We start from the raw sequence: 21,643 nt of genomic DNA, 5'->3' as shown, positions 1-21,643 counted from the left end.
GCCTATTGAGTGTGATCAATGAACCCACTCAGTTTTAAAAATGAGCTCTCAGTGAAACAGATTAGCACTCACTGTAACTAACAAAATCAACAGAAATCAACGGAATATTCGCCATGACGACCGACAACGACAAGCTACCGAATTCTAATAAACGTAAATTCGTTTTATTAGGGATCACCTTATTTTTTATTTTGGCAGGTATTGCTTATGCCATTTATTACACTTTGGTTTTATCGAAAGAAGTAGATACCGATAACGCCTATGTCGGCGGCAACCTGGTCACACTATCTTCACAAGTCACAGGCAATGTGCAAGAGATTCGTGCAGATGAAACCCAGTTGGTAAAAGCAGGTGCAGAGATATTAAAGCTCGATCCGATTGACGCCAATGTCGCACTCACCCAGGCAGAAGCGCGCCTCGGAACGACAGTACGACAATTGCGTGAGCGGTATTCCAATGTGGCGCAATACGAGGCGACTATCGAGCTTAAAAAGTTGAGCTTAAAAGATGCAGCAGATGATCTGGCGCGTCGCCAGCCTTTGGCCGCTGACCATACCTTGTCCGGTGAAGAAGTCGCACATGCAAAGCAAGCTGTCGATAACGCGAAAGCTTCGCTCGACGTAGCAATCAAGCAGGCGGATGCCAGCCGTGCAGCGGTCGCGGGAGTGAGTCTGGTGGAGAATCCTAGCGTCTTATCCGCAAAAGCGGATTATGTACAAGCCTGGCTCGCTGCTCGGCGTAACGCGGTACTGGCGCCAGTCACCGGGTATGTTGCCAAGCGCAGCGTTCAAGTGGGTAGTCGCGTCACTCCGGGTACAACATTGATGTTGATAGTGCCGCTGGATCAGTTATGGGTCGATGCTAATTTCAAAGAATCAGAATTACAAAATATCCGTCTGGGACAGGCTGCCCGGATCGAGGCAGATGTATATGGCAGCAAAGTGGTGTACCACGGTAAAGTCGTCGGATTATCCGCAGGTACTGGCAGTGCATTCTCCTTGCTGCCAGCACAAAACGCCACCGGCAACTGGATTAAAGTCGTGCAGCGGGTGCCAGTGCGTATCTCGCTCGATCCAAAAGAATTGGCAGAACATCCTTTGCGCATTGGCTTATCGACCTTGGTCACTTTGGATATTAGCCATCTGGATGGCGCTACGTTGGGTGCGCCGATGCCAGCAGCGCCGGTATACGCAACACAAACGTTAAGCCAACCTGTGCAAGAGGCCGAATCCGCCGCCGACGCGATTATCAAAAAGAATTTGGCGAAGTAAATCAAGGGTATAGGTCAGCTTGACGATCGGAAGCGATTTAACCGAAGTCAGTCTGTGTTAAATATACCGACCGATCTTAGTATTAAGCTGAAAGCGCAGAGCATAGAGAAGTCTTCTATGCTCTGCGTTTTTACATTGAAATTACCAAGAGTTGGCCAACCATAAAGCTCGCAGACCAGTCAGAGTTCAATTGATGACTTAAAATATACTGAGGGTAAGTATATTTAATTGTCCATATAATCATTGGACAATGAGGCATATTATTGAAAAATGAGGGGGAGTATATTGATTTTTCTGCTACCGTCGCCTTTGATTCAACTGGCATTTTCAACTACGATCTACTTTTACGCTGATCAAACAAGAACTTCATCAACGCAATACTGGCGATCAAACTGCCCACGGTGCCGACCCACATCCAACCACCGCTAACGTACAAGCTACTGCCAATACCCGATCCGGTTGCACCACCGGCAAAAATACAAGTCATGTAAATACTGTTGATACGACTGCGACTAGCTGGGTCTAGCGCATACACTTCCCGCTGACCAATCACCATACTTATTTGCACGCACAAGTCCAGCAATACGGCAGTGATTCCCAATCCGATCACACCTAAAGCGGGGATCATAAGCGAAGGCCAAAAACTCAAAATGGCACCGATCATCGCCATCAAACTACCGATGCGCCCATGTCCCGCATCTGCAAGCCTGCCAGCAAACGGCGCAGCAAACGCACCGGCAGCACCAACCAAAGCAAACAGGGCTATCTGCGTTTGAGAAAAACTAAAGTGACGCGCCAGCTCTACCGGTGCAACCGTCCAAAATAAGGCCATAGAGCCAAACATGCTCGCTTGATAAAACGCTCTTTGCCGCAACACTGGCTGGTGACGAAATAGCGTCAGTAAAGAGCGCAATAGCTGAAAGTAAGTGGCAGAATGTGCTGGCTGGCGTTTAGGCATCGTCACCAGCAGTAACACAACAATTAGCACCATTAACACGCTGGCCATCAAAAATACGGCGCGCCAGCCGAAGTGATCAGCGATCAGACTCGCGATCGGGCGTGATAGCAAAATGCCGAACAACAGACCACTCATGACACTTCCAACTACCCGACCACGGCTGGATTCATCTGCCATATGTGCCGCCAGCGGTACGATCATTTGGACAGACACAGAGCTAAATCCGATGAGGATAGAAAAGAGCAGAAAAACATTGGGGCTATGTGCGGTCGCCGCACCCACCAGACTCACCATCGCAACGACCAAAGTGCTGACCATGAGCTTACGGTTTTCCAGCAAATCACCAAGCGGCACCAGCAACAACATCCCAAGCGCATAACCTGCTTGCGTCAGAGATACGATCAAGCTGGCAACGCTATCGGTCAAGCCGATTTCTGGCGCAATCAGTTCAATCAATGGCTGGGAATAATAAATATTAGAGACAATCGCACCACAACAGAATGCGAAGAACATGACTAAATTTTTGGTCAGTACAGGCTTTACTGACGCTGCGCCGTCGGGTGCAATGGAAAGATTGGACATCGATTTTCTTGGAAAAATAAAATAAAGCAGAATTAATGCGCAAGAGTTTAACAATTAACGCGGATTGACGTAAAAAACTCGTTCGTTTGCAAATAGTATTCAACCTAGATTTTCCATTGGAACATCTGGGTGCAAAATAATTTACTCAAATTTTTTAATCAATCAATCAATAAAAATGAAGAGAATGAAAATAAAAAAGCCCCGCCGAAGCGGGGCTTTTTACGAAATCTCTAATCAAAAAGATTAAGGATTCTGGATGTTGGAAGCTTGCTTGCCTTTAGGGCCTTGCGTGACTTCGAACTGTACTTTTTGACCTTCTTTTAAAGTCTTAAAGCCGTTCATCTGGATTGCGGAAAAGTGGGCGAACAAATCCTCACCGCCGTCATCCGGAGTGATAAAGCCAAAGCCTTTGGAATCATTGAACCACTTGACGGTACCTGTTGCCATAATGCATCTTTCAAATATAAACTAATCACACGAGCCGTAAAAGCAAGAAACCTAGCATAAAGCAGTCTTCCCCTAAACTTGCTCACTTCTATTGACGATTTGCTGCGTATTTATTGTCAATGAATGTCATTCTTGGCGGAAAAAAAAGTAATGTCAAGATATTTTGTTGCTATATCAGACACTGTTTGCAACACTGTTGTTTTTTTACTTAATGACAATAGACCGGGCTTTTTTGTTTTAATACATACGAGCGAATGTTATTCGGGTGTATATCACTTTCAATAATTTATACTTAAGAGCTTCTTGCAAAATACCCAAACCAGTAAAGTCGAGCATGGGTGTGGCCACTGTTGCGATTGGTTTTCTTGTTTGAAGCGGCACATGTGACATGAATTTGTGCCGGATTATCGTTTTATGGCGTGTCAATCCCTATGTGACCATCACTGCCCCTATGAACGTTGGGAAACGTTGTTTTTTTCGACTCTTTAAAAGCAAAGCTGTTACGTAAATAAACGCATCAACTGATCTGCGGTCAATACCAATAAACCAAACATCAAATGCGACATCACTTTTTCGCTACCACGCACCCGTACTGTCGTGCCACCAAATTCGTCTTTCAGCCTGCCATTGGTACGTTCAGCTTGCGTGCGTTCTTTATAACGCTGTTGTTCATGCGGGGCGAACGGTTTCTTCTCCCCGCCGCGTGCGTTGTGATCAATTAATGGCACGTGGCCAAGACTTTTGCTGTGTGCCCTTAACTCTTCACTGCAATACGCTGCATCCATCAAATCGTACAAATTCGTTACTCGTGCGGCCGTCATCGTTGCTAACGGCACCGCCGTTTGACTATCGTGCACCGAGGCGCTGGTCAATAGCGCACTGATGGCAACGCCGCAGTCAGCGGTGTCGATATGCAGCTTGTAGCCGTTCCAACTCACTTTATAACCTTGCGCATTGCATTTAGTGCCGCGGTCACACTCTTTGGGTAAAGCATTGACGATGCTCGGTAAAGTTTGCGTCAACTGCCAGCCTATCTTGGTCACTTTCTCTTCCTTTGGCGGCCTTATCTCGCCTTTCTTTGGCCGTCCACGGCGCTGCTTTTGGGCCTTTTCTACGGAAACAACTTTCATGTGTTTCTTCGGCTTCTCGCGCGCCGCAATCGCCGTGCCGTCACGGCTGATGTGTCCAATGAGGCTGTCGCCTAAATAACTCTTGATCAGCGCTTCGTGCACTTTCTCCGCTAATTTGGCTTGGGCAAATTCGCCAAAGGCGCGCGAAAAAGTGGCTTCATTCGGAACTTCTTTCCACATCTCAAAGCCGCACAGCCGTTTTAAACTGCGATCCATCGTCAATCGTTCTATTAAGGCCGCTGTTGTATTGAGCCCCAACACAGCTTTGGCGATGAAGGCGCTGGCCAATGCACCACGGTCATGCGGTTTGCGTCCTATCCCTTGCCATTGGTCCGACACAAATTCTTCGATGCGCACCCAGTCTAGTACATGAATCAATTTTTCCAGCTTCGGCGTCAGTGACCCGCATTGCTGTTTTATCTCCGGTAGCAAATCGTGTTGCAGTAAATTCCAGCGTTGCATTATCAGCAGGCGTTGTGTAGGATTCATAGCGGAGCGCAGATGGTTGTTTAGTCACTTTCATCTTGCCAGAAATGGCCGCTCCTTTCTCATCTATTTTGCGCTTCTCGCAATAAAATTACTCTCCGGTGTTTCGTTTTGCAAGAACCTCTTAAGACTGAAAATATTGTTAAGCGGCTTACGTAAGGCAGCCAATGATGTGTGGTTTTTCAATATTTGAACTTACGCAAAACCACCCCAGCCGGGTTGCAGAGCTCGTTTGTGCTAAGTGATGTACTAACGCACTGTCTTTGAAGCTATGTCTTACTGGGACAATGTTGTGTAAATCTTAAATCTATTTGAATTATCACCAGCAGACTTGATGTATTGAATTTGAGCACCATCTGCGGAAAATAAAGAAAAAGCGTAACATCACTAAAATGTGATTGATTTGTTGTTGTGCGATTCAGTCACTAAGTGTGCATTGATCAAACAAACCTCCTTTTATCCGTTTATTTTTCGACTCTCGACTGAATCAACGTACTAGAATAGACGCATGGGAAACAAGCAAGGAAACGGTACGATACTGGAGCGGCAAGCCCAAAAGCTTAAACCTCCATCCATGTACCAAGTGGCGCTGCTCAATGATGACTACACTCCGATGGAGTTTGTAGTGGCCATCATTCAGGAGTATTTTAATAAAGACCGCGAAACCGCGATGCAGATCATGCTTAAGGTACACCGGGACGGCAAAGGCATCTGTGGGGTTTATACCAAGGATGTCGCTTTAACCAAAGTGGAACTGGTGTTGACGCACGCTCGTAAGGCAGGGCACCCCCTGCAATGTGTGATGGAGGAAGTATGATTGCGCAAGAACTGGAAGTTAGCCTGCACATGGCTTTTGTTGAAGCCAGACAGGCTCGTTATGAGTTCATCACGGTCGAGCACTTGTTGCTCGCCTTGCTGGATAATCCTTCCGCTGCCGAGGTAATGCGAGCTTGCGCCGTAAATATTGAAGATTTACGCAAATCTCTCAGTAATTTTATCAGCGACAATACGCCAACTGTGCCCGGCACCAGCGAGGTAGATACGCAACCAACGCTTGGTTTTCAGCGTGTGATTCAGCGTGCGATCATGCATGTGCAATCTGCGTCTAACGGCAAAAAAGAAGTCACTGGCGCGAATGTGCTGGTAGCGATTTTTGGCGAAAAAGATTCACACGCTGTTTATTATTTGCATCAGCAAGGTGTGACACGTCTGGATGTGGTTAATTTCATCTCTCATGGTGTGCGCAAAGATCAGCAGACCGAGCCACAAAAATCATCTGAAGGTGGAGAGGAACCACAGACAGAAGGTCAGCAAAAAGAAAATCCTCTCGACCAATTTACTCAAAATTTGAACAAGGCTGCAGCGGAAGGTCGGATCGATCCATTGATCGGACGGGACAGCGAAGTTGAGCGCGTGATTCAAATTTTATGCCGTCGTCGTAAAAATAATCCCTTGCTGGTTGGTGAGGCCGGTGTAGGAAAAACAGCGATTGCTGAGGGATTGGCATGGCGCATTACGCAAAACGATGTACCTGAGATTTTGCAAAACTCTATCGTCTATTCGCTGGACATGGGTGCTTTGTTAGCCGGTACAAAATACCGTGGTGATTTTGAATTACGCCTGAAAGGTGTGCTCAAGCAGCTTAAAGATAACCCTACCGGTATTTTATTTATTGATGAAATCCATACGATCATCGGAGCAGGCTCTGCTTCTGGCGGCACTCTGGATGCCTCTAATCTATTGAAGCCTGCCTTATCTAATGGTCAGCTTAAATGCATCGGTGCGACGACTTACACTGAGTATCGCGGCGTGTTTGAAAAAGATCATGCTTTGGCACGACGTTTCCAAAAAATTGACGTCAATGAGCCGACGATTGAACAAACGGTGCAAATTTTGCGTGGTCTCAAATCTAAATTTGAAGAGCACCATAACGTTAAATATTCCGCTTCTGCATTGACAACCGCAGCTGAATTGTCAGCACGCTTCATCAACGATCGTCATCTGCCAGATAAGGCAATTGATGTAATTGATGAGGCCGGTGCTGCGCAACGTGTATTGCCAAAATCGAAGCAAAAGAAAACAATAGGTAAAGCCGATATTGAAGACATCATTGCTAAGATCGCTCGTATTCCGCCACAAACGGTCAACCAAGATGACCGCAGTAAGCTGAAAACAATTGATCGTGATCTGAAAAATGTCGTCTTTGGTCAAGAACCAGCAATTGATGCTTTAGCTGCGTCAATCAAGATGGCACGTGCTGGTTTGGGCAATGCAGATAAACCAATCGGCTCCTTTTTATTCTCGGGCCCAACGGGTGTCGGTAAAACGGAAGTTGCAAAGCAGCTGGCATTTACACTCGGTATTGAACTGATTCGCTTTGATATGTCTGAATACATGGAGCGCCATGCCGTCAGCCGCCTAATCGGCGCGCCGCCCGGTTATGTCGGTTTCGACCAAGGTGGCTTGTTGACCGAGGCGATCAATAAGAAGCCGCATGCTGTATTGCTGCTGGATGAGATTGAGAAAGCCCATCCAGACGTATTCAACATCTTGTTGCAAGTTATGGATCATGGCACGCTGACAGACAATAATGGTCGTAAGGCGGATTTCCGTAATGTGATCATTATCATGACAACCAATGCAGGTGCTGAGAGTTTGCAGAAACGTTCTATTGGCTTCAATGACAGTAAAGAAGCAGGCGACGAGATGGCGGATATCAAGCGGATGTTTACGCCTGAGTTCCGTAATCGTCTGGATGCAATCATTAGTTTCCGTGCCTTGGATGAAGAAATTATCTTGCGTGTTGTCGATAAATTCTTAATGCAGTTAGAAGAGCAATTGCATGAGAAAAAAGTCGAAGTTACCTTTACTGAGTCTTTACGTAAATTCCTAGGTAAAAAAGGTTTTGATCCATTGATGGGCGCAAGACCAATGGCGCGCTTGATTCAAGACATGATACGAAAAGCACTGGCTGACGAACTATTATTCGGGAAATTAGTTAGTGGTGGTCGTGTCATCGTTGACCTGGATGACAAAGATCAGATCAAGTTAGAATTTTCTGAAGGCGATGCAACACCACCTGAGGCTCCACAAGAAGTAGTAGAAGTTGAGTAAATTTAAGTTGAGTAAATTTATAAAGTGAGTTTGTACAGTAATTCTGCACGGCTGACTCTTTGGTAAAACATAGTTATTTTTGTACTGAGAATTTTAACGACTCTAAAAATATTTTACCAAGGAGGATGACATGGTTGGTTTTACACTCCCAATATTTGTACTTGACTACACACTGAAGACGATCGATTCGATTCTTTCTCAATCGGGTTTAGAAGGTAAAGAAGTCGAAGTTGATGTATACGAACGAAGCGATGTGAATAAAAAACACATTGCTTCTGGTCAAAGAATCAAAGGGGAGGATGACCTGTTTAAAGTAACCGTCAATACCGATGCAGGTTTGCATACTGATGAATGGAACTACACTATTTTGCGAGAATCGGCAGGACGTAGCCGAAAACTTAAAAAGTAATATGTAGTAAAACAAAAAGCCCGGACTCTAGTTCGGGCTTTTTGTTTTGACTAGTTTATTTTTCTAAATGTGTGTTAGATTGTAATTGGTTTCTGATTCATTTGGCTGAGTTTTATTCAGCTCATTTTTGAGCCGAAAGTTTGCCGAACTGGAATCGTAGCAGGATCAAAATTATCCAGACAATGCACATTGATGCCAAAATGATCCGGCGTAACGCGCTTGCGATGGAATGGATAAATACCGCAAATTTTGCAGAAAAAATGTCTCGCAGACATGCTGTTGTATTGATACTCGCTCAGTTGTTCTTCTCCGGCGAGTAATTCAAATTGATTCTCATGCACCTTAGGGTCTGTTATCACTCAAATCGGGAGTGCGACTGAGTCAAAACAAGCACAGGGCTAGGCGCAAGTTGCGCGGCAGTGTCATCACTGTAAGCCACTTGCAACAACGCCATGTGCTTGTTTTGGCCATTCCCGAAGGGTTCAAACCAAAACGCACGATGGACTGCGTTGCACCTCTTGCTGAGGCACCAGCCTCAGCGGCGATGCGCGCCTTGCCATCCTGTGTTTTGGTTTGAACGCATCTCCCGATTTGAGTGATAACAGACCCTAACCATTAGCGCATTTTTCTTGCGACAAATTGAGCAGTCGCAAATAGTTAGTTCTGGGAAATCGGTTTGAATCTCAAATCGTATCGCGCCGCAATGACAACTCCCTTGATATTTTTTTACAATTTGATCAGTCATGCGAAATGCGTCCTAGTGTTTGCCAGTACTACCAAATCCACCCTCACCACGCTCACTACCACCAAATTCTTCTACTATATTAAAACCGACTTGCAATACAGGGACAATGATCAGCTGTGCCAAACGCTCCATTGGTTGCAAGGTGAATTCGTTTTGACCACGATTCCATGTAGACACCATCAGTTGACCTTGGTAGTCCGAGTCGATCAAGCCAACAAGGTTACCTAATACAATGCCGTTTTTATGTCCCATACCACTGCGTGGCAAGATCATAGCGGCGTAAGTTGGGTCACCTATGTGTATTGCCAGGCCAGTGGGGATTAAAACAGTCTCACCTGGTTTAATCGTAATTGGCGCATCTATGCAAGCCCGCAAATCCAAGCCTGCGCTACCTGGCGTGCCATAGGCTGGCATTTGGTCTTTCATGCGAGTGTCGAGGATTTTCAGATCGATATTTTTCATGCGAATTCTTTGATATACGTACGTGTTGAAATTAGTGAAGAGTTTAGTGCGAATTTTGTGTTGAATTTTATTAGCTTAAACGCTGTGCGATTTCTTGTATCAATTGAACAGAGAGCGTCTGTTTATTTGCTCTTGGTAAAGCTGTATGTCCGTTTGCATCAAATAAAATTAACTCATTTTCGTCTTTGCCAAAAGTATGGTGGCCGATATTGCCAACTAGCAGAGGTACATTTTTCTTTATGCGTTTAGCCGTGCCATATTGCAAAAGATGTTCAGATTCAGCGGCAAATCCAACGCAGTAGGGCGCATTTGGAAGAGCCGTAACGCTAGCAAGGATATCTGGATTTTGCACAAATTCAAGCTGCGGCATGTCGCTATCACTAGTTTTTTTAATTTTTTGTGCACTTGTATTCGCTACGCGCCAGTCAGCTACTGCGGCTACCGCGATAAAAATATCTTGCGGTTTTTTTGCGGTAGATGTTAGTTGCGCAATAACAGCATCATGCATTTGCTGTGCGGTCTGCACCGAGATGCGATGCGTGCCATAAGGTGCATCTAATGCAGTAGGTCCAGAGATTAAAGTGACATTGGCTCCAGCTTCCCACGCCGCTTGAGCAATCGCATAACCCATTTTCCCTGATGATAAATTGGTGATCCCACGCACTGGATCGATAGGTTCAAATGTCGGACCTGCTGTAATCAGTACCTCTTTTCCAACCAGAGATTTAGCCTGAAAAGACGCTATGATTTCTGCCAGTAACTGATCGACCTCTAACATCCGACCCATACCAACTTCACCGCAGGCTTGCTCACCTGCCGCAGGCCCTAAAATTTGGATACCATCTTTTTTAATTTGCGCAACGTTACGTTGGGTAGCCGGATTGAGCCACATTTCTACGTTCATTGCAGGTGCTGCCAGTAGTGGCACATGATGTGGCCGAGCTACGCACAGAGTTGACAGCAGATCATCGCAAGCACCATGCGCTAGTTTGGAGATGAAATTCGTGCTGCAAGGTGCAACTACTATCGCATCGGCATCACGAGTAAGGTCGATATGCGGCATATTGTTGTGGATCCGTGCATCCCACTGATCGGTATAAACAGGATTGCCCGACAGCGCTTGCATGGTCACAGGAGTGATGAATTGCGTCGCACTTTGCGTCATTACGACTTGTACTTGCGCACCTGCTTTGCCTAATGCGCGAGTCAGTTCCGCAATCTTATAACAGGCGACACCACCAGTTAAGCCGAGAACAATTTTTTTGCCAGCAAGCCGCATGATGATTCCTTATTTTTTTACCCGACGCAGCTCGTCCAAAATAAATAAAGCTGCACCAACACAAATAGCACTATCTGCAATATTAAATGCAGCGAAGTGATACGCATCCTTGTAATGGAAGTCCAAAAAATCGATGACATGACCGTACATCAAGCGATCCAGCACGTTACCCAGAGCACCCCCCATAATCAAGGCTAGCGCCCAGCAAAACAAGCGCTGTCCTGCATTTTGCTTGATCAGATAAGTAATGACCAGAGCAGCAACTACGCCGATGGCGGTAAATAAATAACGTTGCCAGCCAGATTCTGATGATAAGAAACTGAACGCCGCGCCCTTGTTATACGCCAACACCAGGTTGAAGAAAGAGGTGACTGGAAGTGATTCGCCCAGAGTAAATAGTTTGGCGATCGTTATTTTGCTAAGTTGATCTAACAAAATAACAATACCGGCCAAGCCTAGCCAAGGCGCCAGTGAGCTCCCTGAAGATTTAGAGACGGTAGAAAACGAATTGCGTTTTTTAGTTGCCATATAGTGAGAATGAATTTGTTTTAATAAGAGAGATTATCGTGTAAATGATTCTTGATGATTCTTGATGACATCGATCATGATTGCATTATTGAGCCGCTGATCTCTCATCTCAACCCTCTCCCACAAATGAGAGAGGGGCTAAAGCTTAAAGCGATAAATTGAGTCAATTTGAATTACGCAAATTGACGTGATTCTCCGGCACCAAACAAATTACTGATACAACGACCGCATAAACCGGGATGTTCTGCATGTGCCCCAACATCAGCGCGATAGTGCCAGCAACGCTCACACTTTTGATAGCTGGATGGCGTAACAATCACAGCTTCTTCCGCTTCCGTCGCCACTTTCTCTATCACCGCTGCTGATGTGATTAATACAAAACGCAAGTCATCGGCAAAGCTTTGCAGTAAGTCAAATTTAGCACCGCTGGCTTTGATGGTCACTTCCGCTTGCAAGGATGCCCCGATGCCGCCAGCTACCCGAACTTCTTCCAATTGCTTAGTAACGTCCGTGCGAATCAAGCGCAACGCAGTGTATTTTTCCATCAGTGCACTGGCATTGTCGATGACTGGTAAAGCGTAATACAGTTGCGTAAAAATCGTTTCATCGCTTTCTGCGTAAGCTTCTTTGCTGGCGAAACTGACCCAGGCTTCTTCCGCTGTAAAAGACAATGTTGGTGCCATCAGGCGCAGCAAACTTTGCGTGATATGCCAGATCGCTGTTTGTGCAGAACGACGTGCTGTCGACGTCGTGCCACTTGTATATAAACGGTCTTTCAGGATATCAAGGTAGAAACCACCAAGATCTTCTGAGCAGAAGGATTGCAATTTGGCGACCACCGGATGGAATTCAAACTGCTCATAATGAGCGAGGATATCGGCTTGCAACGCTGCCATATTGGCGATCGCGTAACGATCAATTTCCAGCATCTCATTGATAGCCACTGCGTCCGTCGCAGGATTGAAATCTGAGGTATTCGCTAACAGGAAGCGCAAAGTATTGCGAATGCGGCGATAAGATTCTGTAACACGTTTCAAGATCTCGTCAGAGATAGACAGCTCGCCGGAGTAATCGGTTGCAGCTACCCACAAGCGCAAGATATCTGCACCCAAGGTGTCCGAGATTTTTTGTGGCGCTACGACGTTACCTTTGGACTTAGACATTTTCTTGCCTTCGCCATCGACCACAAACCCGTGCGTCAGCAAAGCCTTGTAAGGCGCACGACCGTCCAGCATCGATGCAGTCAGTAAAGACGAATGGAACCAGCCTCGATGCTGATCAGAGCCTTCCAGGTACAAGTCGGCAGGGAACTGCGATTGTTCTTTATGTGAACCTCGCAAGACCGTGTAATGTGTGGTGCCTGAATCAAACCAGACATCCAGCGTATCGCGGTTTTTGACGTACATATCGGCATCATCACCAAGCAAATCAGCAACTTCGATTTTTTGCCAGGCTTCGATACCCTCTTTCTCAACACGTTGCGCAATTTGTTCTAGAAATTCCGCGGTGCGTGGATGCAGTTGTCCCGTTTCTTTGTGCAAGAAAAACGCCATCGGTACGCCCCATTGACGCTGACGTGACAGTGTCCAGTCCGGACGATTGGCGATCATGCCATGCAGGCGCGCTTTGCCCCATGCTGGGAAAAATGCGGTCTCGTCGATCGCTTTTAATGCGGTTTGGCGCAGGCTATTGCCACCATCTTTTGGTATATTGTCCATACTCGCAAACCATTGCGATGTTGCACGGTAGATGATCGGCGTTTTATGACGCCAGCAGTGCATGTAGCTGTGATCAAACATTTTCAGCGAGAACAAGGTACCCGCTTCTTTGAGTTTGTCGCAGATCGGTTTGGACGCCTCCCAGATCGTCATCCCCGCGAAGAAGGGCAGTGAAGACGCAAACTTTCCGTCGCCCATTACTGGCGCGATGATGGCATCATCCTTCATGCCGTGTGCTTTGCAGGATTGGAAATCCTCTATACCGTAAGCTGGTGCGGAATGGACCACACCTGTGCCACTATCGAGCGTCACGTATTCACCCATATAGACGGGAGAAAAACGGTCGTAGCCTGCATCCAATTGTGCCATCGGATGTTTAAAATTGATCTCTGAAAGATCAGCGCCGAGGCAGGTCGCGATGACTTTACCTTCCAGACCATAATTGGTGAGCGATGCCTCTACCAGATCGTTTGCCAGAATCAGCAAGGTCGGTTCGCCCTCACGTACGGTCTCGACCAGTGCGTAAGTGATTTCCGGATGCATGTTCAATGCTTGATTGGAGGGGATGGTCCACGGTGTCGTGGTCCAGATCACGCAGTAGCCTTTGTCGACAGGCAGCTTGGCGAGTTTAAACGCCGCAGCGATCTTGTCGTGCTCTGCAAACGGGAAACCGACATCGATTGACGGGTCACGTTTATTTTCGTATTCGACTTCTGCCTCTGCCAAAGCAGAGCCGCAATCAAAACACCAGTTGACCGGCTTCAGGCCACGATACACATAGCCTTTTTCAAGCAACTTGCCGAGTGCACGGATTTCATCGGCCTCATTGCCGAAGTTCATGGTTTTGTAGGGATTGTCCCATTCACCCAAGACCCCCAGGCGGATAAAGTCTACTTTTTGTCGTTCTATCTGCTCGTTTGCATAGGCGCGCGCTTTGGCTTGTACTTCGGCCACCGGCAGATTTTTGCCGTATAGTTTTTCGATCTGGATTTCGATCGGCATGCCATGGCAATCCCAACCCGGCACATACTGCGCATTAAAGCCCGCCATATTGCGTGCTTTGACGATCATGTCTTTCAGAATTTTGTTAACTGCATGGCCGATGTGGATGTCGCCGTTGGCGTACGGCGGGCCGTCATGCAGAATAAATTTTGGACGATTGGCAGAGGCCTTGCGGATGCGTTGATAGATTTTTTTGTCTTGCCATTGCTTCACCCATTGCGGCTCGCGCTTGGCGAGATCGCCGCGCATCGGGAACGGGGTTTCAGTCATATTGACTGGATACTTGCTGGCGACTTTTGCTGACTTTTCGTTAGACATAATTTTCTTTAAGTGAGTTATTTTTTTTGCGTTCTTTGTGAAGACGACTCAATTTAATTCAATTCAAAAATGCTTGAATTAAACAAAGAGAAGTGACCTTCAAATTCGGTCAGTAGCAGATATCGCACCCGTGGCACGATTACGAAAATACGCTCTGGCCTGTTCGGCATCGCGCTCAATCGCTTCGGTCAGGGTTGCCAGATCGATGTATTTTTCTTCATCACGCAGCTTCTGTAAAAACTCTATCTGGACCACTTTGCCATAGGCATTGCCGCTGTAATCAAATACATGTGTCTCTAGCAGCACGCGGCCACTATCATCTACCGTTGGTCTTACGCCCAGGCTAGCGACGGCAGGCAAAGCTTGCACGGATAAACCATGCACTTGTACGATAAAGATGCCTTGCAAAGCAGGACGATGATGCGCGATTTGTAAGTTCAATGTAGGGAAACCGATAGTGCGTCCTAACTTTTGACCATGTACTACATGGCCAGAGATACGATAAGGGCGCCCAAGTAAATGTTCGGATTCGACAAAGTTACCTGCCGCCAGCGCAGCGCGCACAGCCGATGAAGATATACGCTCGCCTTTGTGTTGTACCGCAGGCAGTGTTTCGACCTCAAAGCCAAATCGTTTGCCAGCTGCGATCAGCATGTCGATATCGCCGGCGCGTTTGGCACCGTACCGAAAATCTTCGCCAACCATTAACCATTTCACGTGCAAGCCTTGCACCAGAATTTTTTCAATAAAATCTTGTGGTGACAGCGCAGCAAAATGCGCATTGAAATGCTCCACGATCACACGGTCGATGCCAGCTTCTTGCAGCGACAGCATATTGTCACGCAGATTGGCAATGCGGCTAGGTGCTTTACTGATATCGCCAGACAATTGCGCAAAAAATGCCCGTGGATGTGGTTCAAACGTCATGACCGCAGCTTCAACGTTCAAGCGTGTAGCGGCGGCGCGCAAGTGGGACAGTAAAACCTGATGTCCAAGATGCACGCCATCAAAGTTGCCTATTGCCAGTGCGCAGGGCGCACGCGAGGCAGCGTTGGGAAGTCCGCGAAATACCTTCATATTTTTTGAGTGACTGCTATGAGTAACGACTGAATGCAAAACCTTCGATTATAAATGCATTCTCATTACGTTTTTGCTTTGGATGAGGGAAAGAAAGACTTTCGTTGATGATAATCCTAGAAACGACAGTTGACCGCTTGTCAGTATTAATAAGTATTTGATTAAATTGAATCGTTTCAGTGTTTTTACCGTCACCGTTCTGGTGACAGCACTACGAATCTGATTGCACACTTTTTCGGCTCCCCAGCTGCGTTGCTCCTCGTTGCAACGTGAAGGTTGCGCCTCGTCTCGCCTTGCTGAAAAGCCGAAAAAAATGCACACTCAGACTCGTCCAACTGCCGTTTCTAGGATAATTCGTCTGGGGCCATCGATTTTTGAACAATAAAGACTTCAGTGAAAACTTTTACGCTCTCAACTTTACCAGGCTGGTGATGTTGAAAAAACCATTCTTGTTGTGTTTTTCATCAACAAAATTACAAGCTCAAGCAATATACTCCCCATTATTTTTTGTAAAAATGCTCTATTGCCCAGTAATCATATGGACAACTAAAATATACGGGATACCAGTATATTATTTGTGGGTGTCGAGTAAATAGTCTGATGATCTAGTTTAGATCGGTAAAGGCGATCTTTAAATTCTATTCCTTGGCCAGCAACTGAAGTACTTCTTATTTACAACCCTCTATTTACTCTTTAATTGCCTCAACGCTGAAATACAAAGTCACTTCATCGCTCACAAATGGCACATATCGTCCAACATTAAAATCACTGCGCAGGATTTTGGTGTAACCATTGGCGCCACATGCCGATCGTAAATAGATCACCATAAAGCGGCAATTGAATTGCGTCAGCTCGAACTTAGCAGGCTTAGTGATACCTTTGATGGTTAAATCACCATCGATGCCGGTGAGTTTTCCAGCATCGTCAAATCGTAAGGCGTTTGATTTAAAAGCGATTTTTGGGAATTGCATCGCATCAAAAAAACTAGGTGAGCGTAAGCTGGTGTCGAACAGCGCAGTGCCGGTACTGACCGAGGCAGTGTCGATCTCAAATTGAACCGAGCCAGTTTTATTGGCAGTATCTAGCTCAATCGTGCCGGTATTCTTGTCGAACCGCCCACGTTGCAAAGACAAGCCCCAGTGATTGTATTCAAATACGGAGAAAGTATGCTCAGGATCGATTTGATAGCGATCAATGGCGTGGGCATTTGGAATAACAAGCCATAACAGCAGAAATATTATCGAGACGTAACGGCCAGATAGATGACGCAAAAGCAAAAGCGGCATAATGAACTCCTTAGATTTCCCGAATAATCACACTTTTATTCTACTGAGATGTGTTCTGGCCGTGTTAAATTTTCACGGGTCATTTATGACTACGAAACTCATTTTGAAATGGATTTATGCCGAACAATGTAGTTATAAGAGCAGCGTGCCTGGCTGACCGCCCTAGGGTGCATGAGATTGCCAGCGTTGCTATGCGTGAATTTGGTCTGGAGCCAGATTTTGATCATTTAGACCGAGACTTAGGGCAATTGGGCGTACTTAGCCAAACGACTATTACACAATTGGTTGCGGAGTTAGATGGAGAAATCGTCGGTTCATTAATACTCTCTCGCAAAAGTGAACGTGTCCTTAAACTCTCTGCCTTTTATGTGGATTCTGCTACCAGAGGGAAGGGCATTGGCAAAATTTTGCTTCAAAACGCAGTCGTGATCGCTAAGCAAACAAGCTATACCAGCATTTATTTAGAGACATGGACAACGATGTTTGCGGCTGTTCATCTCTATAAATCAATGGGGTGGCAGATCGAGGGAAAACTTGACCCAAGCACCGGGGCTGAATGGTCTTATGTGCTTGAATTAAATTGAATCAGATTGAATTAGATTGAGCTTGAATTACGCTGAAGCTTAATTTAGTTAAGAAGTTTTCATCGGATTTTGAGCTTTTGAACATAGCGCTTACCTCACGTCGCTTACTTCACCCTCAAGCGCCACAAAGAAGTCACTTCTTTTGATCTGGCGCCATGCAAAGGATCCTCGCTATCGGTCGCTTTGCCATGCCGTGGTTTGATATCCATTTTTCCAACGACTTCTAAACCGCCCGCATCCATCCACGACCATAATTCTGCCGATGTGCGCAAGCCCAGATGTTCTGCCAGATCGGACAGAATAAGCCAGGCCTCGCCTTTGGCTTCTAAATGATCCGCAACGCCGGATAAAAATCCACGCAACATGCGGCTATCTGGGTCGTAGACTGCATATTCAATCGGCGAGTTGGGGCGGGCAGGAACCCACGGTGGGTTGCAGACTATCAGCGGCGCGCGGCCTGCCGGAAATAAATCTGCCTTAATGATCTCAACTTGCTGGTCGCTCCCTAATCGCTGAATATTCTCACGAGCGCAGCTTAATGCACGCTCATCCTGATCGGTGGCGATAATGCGCTTGATGCCGCGTTGTGCGAGCAAAGCAGCAATGACGCCGGTGCCGGTACCAATATCAAACGCCAGTTCGGTTGATGGCAATGGCGCTTTGGCGATCAGATCCAAATATTCGCCACGAACAGGTGAGAACACGCCGTAATGTGGGTGAATGCGGTTGTTCAGCACCTCGATTTCTACGCCGTTTTTACGCCACTCATGCGCGCCTGTCAGTCCTAATAATTCTCTAAGCGACGCGATGAAAGGCGTGCTGTTTGCATCAACGACACCATAAGCCTCAGCGCAGGCTTGGCGCAGATCAGGGGCACGGCGGAGGGGAATGCTGTAGTCGGCATTAAACGGCAATAACAGCATTGCCAACACACGGGCACGCTGTGATTGGGCCTGACGGTGCAAATGGAAAGCCTCTGTCATCGTTGCCGGAGCTTTCTCAGCTTTGCGTGATTTAGCTGGCTTTTTATCGATCCGTCTGGCCAATGCTTGTAGTAGCTGGCGTGCATTTTGAAAGTCGCCACGCCATAACAAGGCAGTGCCTTCACAAGCAAGACGGTACGCGGTGTCGGCAGTCATGCGGTCATCAGCGATTTGCACACGTTTAGGCGCTGGTGATCCACTTTCAGAATGCCAACGAGCGGTATGCACTTGGTCGTTTTCGGTCCAGCTAATGACAGGGAGATCGCTCATGGTTTATTCAGTTGCACTAAGTAGCGCCAGGTTGCAGTTTAAGTTGAAGCGCCAGAGTTTAACAAAGATTGCCAGACGATTTAGGAAAGATACTTAACCTATATTGCATTTAAGTAATCTATTGGTTGGCTTGAACGAAATTAACTTCACCTATTCCAGATCAATAAAAATCAAACCTCAAACTTCAAACTTTGGTAGCTTGATATTTTATACTCCCTATCTGTATATTTAAAAGTCTACGTAAATAATGGCTACTAGAGTATATTTTAATGAAATTGGTGGGAGTATATTAGATATTGCTATGGGGGGGGACGAAGCGACTTCCATTGCTGAATTAACGACTTAGGCAAATTCTTGCCAGTTTTCGGACGAATCCTGGCAAGTTATCACAAACGTCCCTATCTATTAGGCGAGCTGATGTAAAATCTTGCCTAACCTAAGATATAAAAATTTTTAAAAAAATAGTACGTGATTCGTTATTTTATTGACGAGTGTTGACTCAAGCTAGCACTTCTAATGCTTGAAATTAGTCTAAGATTGTCGCGCAAGTTATTGATTATTAAGAGAAGAGTAAAAATACACACATGCTTTCTACCGCAAATATTACGATGCAGTTTGGCCCTAAGCCGCTGTTTGAAAACATTACTGTCAAGTTTGGCGACGGTAACCGCTATGGCTTAATTGGTGCCAATGGCTGTGGCAAATCCACCTTTATGAAAATTCTTGGTGGCGACTTAGAGCAGTCCAGCGGCACCGTGATGCTAGATCAGAACGAACGTCTCGGTAAATTGCGGCAAGATCAATTTGCTTTTGAAGATATGCGGGTGTTGGACGTTGTCATGATGGGGCACACAGAGATGTGGGCAGCGATGGCTGAACGCGATGCGATCTATGCTAACCCAGAGGCAACTGACGACGACTACATGAAAGCCGCCGATCTGGAAGCAAAATTCGCCGAATATGATGGTTACACAGCGGAACCAAGAGCAGGTGAGTTGTTGTTGGGTGCGGGTATTCCGACTGATCAGCATCAGGGTTTGATGAGTGGAATCGCGCCAGGTTGGAAACTGCGGGTGTTATTGGCACAAGCATTGTTTTCTAATCCTGATATTTTGCTGCTGGATGAGCCAACGAATAACTTGGACATCAATACTATTCGCTGGTTAGAAGATACGCTGAATGATCGTAACTCGACCATGATCATTATTTCACATGATCGACATTTCTTGAATCAAGTTTGTACCCATATGGCAGATATGGATTATGGAACTTTGAAGGTATATCCAGGCAATTATGATGAGTATATGTTTGCGTCCTCGCAAGCACGTGCCCAGCAGATGTCGAACAATGCGAAGGCGAAAGAGAAGGTCGCAGAATTACAAGATTTTGTACGCCGTTTCTCAGCGAACAAATCAAAAGCGCGCCAGGCAACTTCGCGGGCAAAACAGATCGACAAGATTAAAATTGAAGACTTTAAGCCATCAAGTCGCCAGAATCCTTTTGTCCGGTTTGACGGCGAAAAGAAATTGCATCGGTTGGCAGTGGAAGTTCAGGGCTTGTCTAAGTCCTATGACAAAACCTTGTTTAGCAAGCTTGATTTGATGGTAGAAGCAGGCGAACGCATTGCGATTATTGGCGCTAATGGTATCGGTAAGACGACTTTATTGCGTTGCATCGGTGGCGAAGAAATTTGCAAACTGAGTGCAGATCGAGGTTTGGTGAAATGGGCGGAAAATGCCAATGTCGGCTACATGCCACAAGATCCGACAGAGGAATTTTCTGAGGATAAAAATCTGACGGATTGGATAAGTCGCTGGACCCAAGAAGGCGATGATGATCAGGCAGTGAGATCAATATTAGGGCGTTTGCTGTTTGGCGGCGACGACGTTAAAAAATCAGTCAAAGTATTGTCCGGTGGTGAAAAAGGCCGCATGATGTACGGCAAGTTAATGCTTGGCCGTCATAACGTCTTATTGATGGATGAGCCGACTAATCATATGGATATGGAGTCGATCGAATCTTTAAATATCGCGCTCGAAAAATATGCCGGCACACTGATTTTTGTATCGCATGACCGTGAGTTTGTGTCCTCGCTGGCAAACCGAATTTTAGAAATCAAAGAAAGTGAAATCATCGATTTCCGTGGTACATATGAAGAATATTTGAGCAGTCAAGGTATTGAGTAAGCTTAGTTTATTCGACAGTTTGACCAAACAAAAAGCCAGGAGATTCCTGGCTTTTTGTCTGCTTGATTCATATTTTTTTAGTCGAAATCACTCATCGTCAGGAACGATTTTTTCTAATTTGGGATCGCCAGCATAAAGCAGGTGGTCCAGACGATCTCGCAGACTGCGAGCCATTTCTTTTCCTTTTGATTTTAATACTGCCTCAATATAAGGATTCCGTAGTTCGCGGAACTCTTCTAAAGTCGCAGAACGTTCTACCTTGAGCTGCAAAGTAAAACCTCGTAAGCCTAGCGTTATTTTGATGGTTTCATTAAAGAAATTCTTTAGTGCCTGAATACGAGTCGCATCGTCCATTAGATCGGTAGAAGGTAAATCGCTATCACCTGACTCAGTCATGCTGTCTGAGATATCTAAATCAACCGTAGTTAAGCTTGCGGTATGCTCTGCAAACAAAGGCGGCGTAATAAAACCTTGATCCACTAGATCCTGAATGCTTTGAGCATTTAATCCTAGACCTGCAACTTTTTTAAGCAAATCATCGACCGTTTGCTTACCGTCGACCATCACAAGCAAGGTTCTCATCCGCGATGGCAGCTGGTATTTGCGAGTGGCAATCTCTTCGCGACCTTTGTCGCTTTTGTCGTAAATAGTCACGCTCATATGCGTAGGAAGGCCTTAGTTTGTCTCGGGAACATGTGTTTATTTTATTGTAGTCTAAACGAGCGATGCGCAATTACTACTCTGTATTTGCCACAGAGAATACACCAATTAATTTTTACTGGCCACTTTATAAAGTGATTAAATTAAT

The 21,643-nt window shown here is 46.0% G+C and carries 18 protein-coding genes; 6 read left to right on the top strand and 12 right to left on the bottom strand.

Going from position 1 to position 21,643, the window contains the following annotated elements; translation table 11 throughout:
* The first annotated feature begins 113 nt into the window (after positions 1 to 113).
* Positions 114 to 1,271, top strand: a complete 1,158-nt coding sequence (locus RGU72_RS06645; RefSeq protein ID WP_322118979.1) for an HlyD family efflux transporter periplasmic adaptor subunit — start codon at positions 114 to 116, stop codon at positions 1,269 to 1,271.
* Positions 1,272 to 1,602: 331 nt separating this feature from the next.
* On the opposite strand, the gene RGU72_RS06640 is transcribed toward RGU72_RS06645, so the two are convergent.
* From RGU72_RS06640 to RGU72_RS06630, 3 genes are all read right to left on the bottom strand, one after another.
* On the bottom strand, positions 1,603 to 2,811 hold the full coding sequence (locus tag RGU72_RS06640; protein WP_322118978.1) for an MFS transporter: 1,209 nt from the start codon (positions 2,809 to 2,811) through the stop codon (positions 1,603 to 1,605).
* Between the two features lie 243 nt (positions 2,812 to 3,054).
* The gene (locus tag RGU72_RS06635) at positions 3,055 to 3,258 is read right to left on the bottom strand and encodes a cold-shock protein (RefSeq protein WP_126129050.1); all 204 of its coding nucleotides are present in this window, start codon (positions 3,256 to 3,258) and stop codon (positions 3,055 to 3,057) included.
* Between the two features lie 500 nt (positions 3,259 to 3,758).
* The gene (locus RGU72_RS06630) at positions 3,759 to 4,877 is read right to left on the bottom strand and encodes a transposase (RefSeq protein WP_322117783.1); all 1,119 of its coding nucleotides are present in this window, start codon (positions 4,875 to 4,877) and stop codon (positions 3,759 to 3,761) included.
* A 505-nt stretch (positions 4,878 to 5,382) separates the two neighbouring features.
* Here RGU72_RS06630 and clpS point away from each other — a divergent pair.
* From clpS to RGU72_RS06615, 3 genes are all read left to right on the top strand, one after another.
* Positions 5,383 to 5,691 (top strand): ATP-dependent Clp protease adapter ClpS, encoded by a 309-nt coding sequence (gene clpS / locus RGU72_RS06625; protein ID WP_322118977.1) that lies wholly within the window; start codon positions 5,383 to 5,385, stop codon positions 5,689 to 5,691.
* The gene (clpA, locus tag RGU72_RS06620; RefSeq protein WP_322118976.1) at positions 5,688 to 7,988 is read left to right on the top strand and encodes an ATP-dependent Clp protease ATP-binding subunit ClpA; all 2,301 of its coding nucleotides are present in this window, start codon (positions 5,688 to 5,690) and stop codon (positions 7,986 to 7,988) included. The genes clpS and clpA overlap by 4 nt, the downstream gene beginning before the upstream one ends.
* A 130-nt stretch (positions 7,989 to 8,118) precedes the next feature.
* Entirely contained in the window at positions 8,119 to 8,397 is a 279-nt protein-coding gene (locus RGU72_RS06615) for a hypothetical protein (protein ID WP_322118975.1), read from the top strand.
* Between the two features lie 116 nt (positions 8,398 to 8,513).
* Here the strand turns inward: RGU72_RS06615 and RGU72_RS06610 are convergent, their stop codons facing one another.
* From RGU72_RS06610 to RGU72_RS06580, 7 genes are all read right to left on the bottom strand, one after another.
* A complete protein-coding gene (locus RGU72_RS06610; RefSeq protein ID WP_322118974.1) occupies positions 8,514 to 8,756 on the bottom strand; it encodes a GFA family protein in 243 nt (80 codons plus the stop codon).
* Positions 8,757 to 9,154: 398 nt separating this feature from the next.
* Complete coding sequence (gene dut, locus RGU72_RS06605) at positions 9,155 to 9,604, bottom strand: dUTP diphosphatase (protein ID WP_322118973.1); 450 nt, start codon at positions 9,602 to 9,604, stop codon at positions 9,155 to 9,157.
* A 70-nt stretch (positions 9,605 to 9,674) separates the two neighbouring features.
* Positions 9,675 to 10,883 (bottom strand): bifunctional phosphopantothenoylcysteine decarboxylase/phosphopantothenate--cysteine ligase CoaBC, encoded by a 1,209-nt coding sequence (gene coaBC, locus RGU72_RS06600; RefSeq protein WP_322118972.1) that lies wholly within the window; start codon positions 10,881 to 10,883, stop codon positions 9,675 to 9,677.
* Between the two features lie 9 nt (positions 10,884 to 10,892).
* Positions 10,893 to 11,411: a signal peptidase II gene (gene lspA / locus RGU72_RS06595; protein ID WP_322118971.1), complete on the bottom strand. Its 519-nt coding sequence runs from the start codon at positions 11,409 to 11,411 to the stop codon at positions 10,893 to 10,895.
* Between the two features lie 173 nt (positions 11,412 to 11,584).
* Entirely contained in the window at positions 11,585 to 14,449 is a 2,865-nt protein-coding gene (ileS, locus tag RGU72_RS06590) for an isoleucine--tRNA ligase (RefSeq protein WP_322118970.1), read from the bottom strand.
* 99 nt (positions 14,450 to 14,548) lie between these two features.
* Positions 14,549 to 15,526, bottom strand: a complete 978-nt coding sequence (locus RGU72_RS06585) for a bifunctional riboflavin kinase/FAD synthetase (protein WP_322118969.1) — start codon at positions 15,524 to 15,526, stop codon at positions 14,549 to 14,551.
* Between the two features lie 686 nt (positions 15,527 to 16,212).
* A complete protein-coding gene (locus RGU72_RS06580) occupies positions 16,213 to 16,812 on the bottom strand; it encodes a YceI family protein (RefSeq protein ID WP_322118968.1) in 600 nt (199 codons plus the stop codon).
* A 116-nt stretch (positions 16,813 to 16,928) separates the two neighbouring features.
* Between RGU72_RS06580 and RGU72_RS06575 the strand changes: the two genes are divergently transcribed.
* On the top strand, positions 16,929 to 17,396 hold the full coding sequence (locus RGU72_RS06575; RefSeq protein WP_322118967.1) for a GNAT family N-acetyltransferase: 468 nt from the start codon (positions 16,929 to 16,931) through the stop codon (positions 17,394 to 17,396).
* 104 nt (positions 17,397 to 17,500) lie between these two features.
* Here the strand turns inward: RGU72_RS06575 and RGU72_RS06570 are convergent, their stop codons facing one another.
* Entirely contained in the window at positions 17,501 to 18,649 is a 1,149-nt protein-coding gene (locus RGU72_RS06570; protein WP_322118966.1) for a class I SAM-dependent methyltransferase, read from the bottom strand.
* 584 nt (positions 18,650 to 19,233) lie between these two features.
* Between RGU72_RS06570 and RGU72_RS06565 the strand changes: the two genes are divergently transcribed.
* Positions 19,234 to 20,835 carry an ABC-F family ATPase gene (locus tag RGU72_RS06565; RefSeq protein WP_322118965.1) on the top strand — a complete coding sequence of 534 codons (1,602 nt, stop codon included), beginning with the start codon at positions 19,234 to 19,236 and terminating at the stop codon, positions 20,833 to 20,835.
* An 87-nt stretch (positions 20,836 to 20,922) separates the two neighbouring features.
* On the opposite strand, the gene RGU72_RS06560 is transcribed toward RGU72_RS06565, so the two are convergent.
* Complete coding sequence (locus RGU72_RS06560; RefSeq protein WP_322118964.1) at positions 20,923 to 21,495, bottom strand: hypothetical protein; 573 nt, start codon at positions 21,493 to 21,495, stop codon at positions 20,923 to 20,925.
* Positions 21,496 to 21,643 lie beyond the last annotated feature (148 nt).

It is taken from the genome of Undibacterium sp. 5I1 (assembly GCF_034314085.1).
GTDB lineage: Bacteria > Pseudomonadota > Gammaproteobacteria > Burkholderiales > Burkholderiaceae_D > Undibacterium.
This window is presented reverse-complemented; position numbering and strand designations above follow the sequence as displayed.

Excerpts from the sequence above, each read along its gene's own strand:
- RGU72_RS06645 (WP_322118979.1), top strand. The coding sequence starts at position 114 with ATGACGACCGACAACGACAAGCTACCGAATTCTAATAAACGTAAATTC.
- RGU72_RS06640 (WP_322118978.1), bottom strand. The coding sequence starts at position 2,811 with ATGTCCAATCTTTCCATTGCACCCGACGGCGCAGCGTCAGTAAAGCCT.
- RGU72_RS06635 (WP_126129050.1), bottom strand. The coding sequence starts at position 3,258 with ATGGCAACAGGTACCGTCAAGTGGTTCAATGATTCCAAAGGCTTTGGC.
- RGU72_RS06630 (WP_322117783.1), bottom strand. The coding sequence starts at position 4,877 with ATGAATCCTACACAACGCCTGCTGATAATGCAACGCTGGAATTTACTG.
- clpS (WP_322118977.1), top strand. The coding sequence starts at position 5,383 with ATGGGAAACAAGCAAGGAAACGGTACGATACTGGAGCGGCAAGCCCAA.
- clpA (WP_322118976.1), top strand. The coding sequence starts at position 5,688 with ATGATTGCGCAAGAACTGGAAGTTAGCCTGCACATGGCTTTTGTTGAA.
- RGU72_RS06615 (WP_322118975.1), top strand. The coding sequence starts at position 8,119 with ATGGTTGGTTTTACACTCCCAATATTTGTACTTGACTACACACTGAAG.
- dut (WP_322118973.1), bottom strand. The coding sequence starts at position 9,604 with ATGAAAAATATCGATCTGAAAATCCTCGACACTCGCATGAAAGACCAA.
- coaBC (WP_322118972.1), bottom strand. The coding sequence starts at position 10,883 with ATGCGGCTTGCTGGCAAAAAAATTGTTCTCGGCTTAACTGGTGGTGTC.
- lspA (WP_322118971.1), bottom strand. The coding sequence starts at position 11,411 with ATGGCAACTAAAAAACGCAATTCGTTTTCTACCGTCTCTAAATCTTCA.
- ileS (WP_322118970.1), bottom strand. The coding sequence starts at position 14,449 with ATGTCTAACGAAAAGTCAGCAAAAGTCGCCAGCAAGTATCCAGTCAAT.
- RGU72_RS06585 (WP_322118969.1), bottom strand. The coding sequence starts at position 15,526 with ATGAAGGTATTTCGCGGACTTCCCAACGCTGCCTCGCGTGCGCCCTGC.
- RGU72_RS06580 (WP_322118968.1), bottom strand. The coding sequence starts at position 16,812 with ATGCCGCTTTTGCTTTTGCGTCATCTATCTGGCCGTTACGTCTCGATA.
- RGU72_RS06575 (WP_322118967.1), top strand. The coding sequence starts at position 16,929 with ATGCCGAACAATGTAGTTATAAGAGCAGCGTGCCTGGCTGACCGCCCT.
- RGU72_RS06570 (WP_322118966.1), bottom strand. The coding sequence starts at position 18,649 with ATGAGCGATCTCCCTGTCATTAGCTGGACCGAAAACGACCAAGTGCAT.
- RGU72_RS06565 (WP_322118965.1), top strand. The coding sequence starts at position 19,234 with ATGCTTTCTACCGCAAATATTACGATGCAGTTTGGCCCTAAGCCGCTG.
- RGU72_RS06560 (WP_322118964.1), bottom strand. The coding sequence starts at position 21,495 with ATGAGCGTGACTATTTACGACAAAAGCGACAAAGGTCGCGAAGAGATT.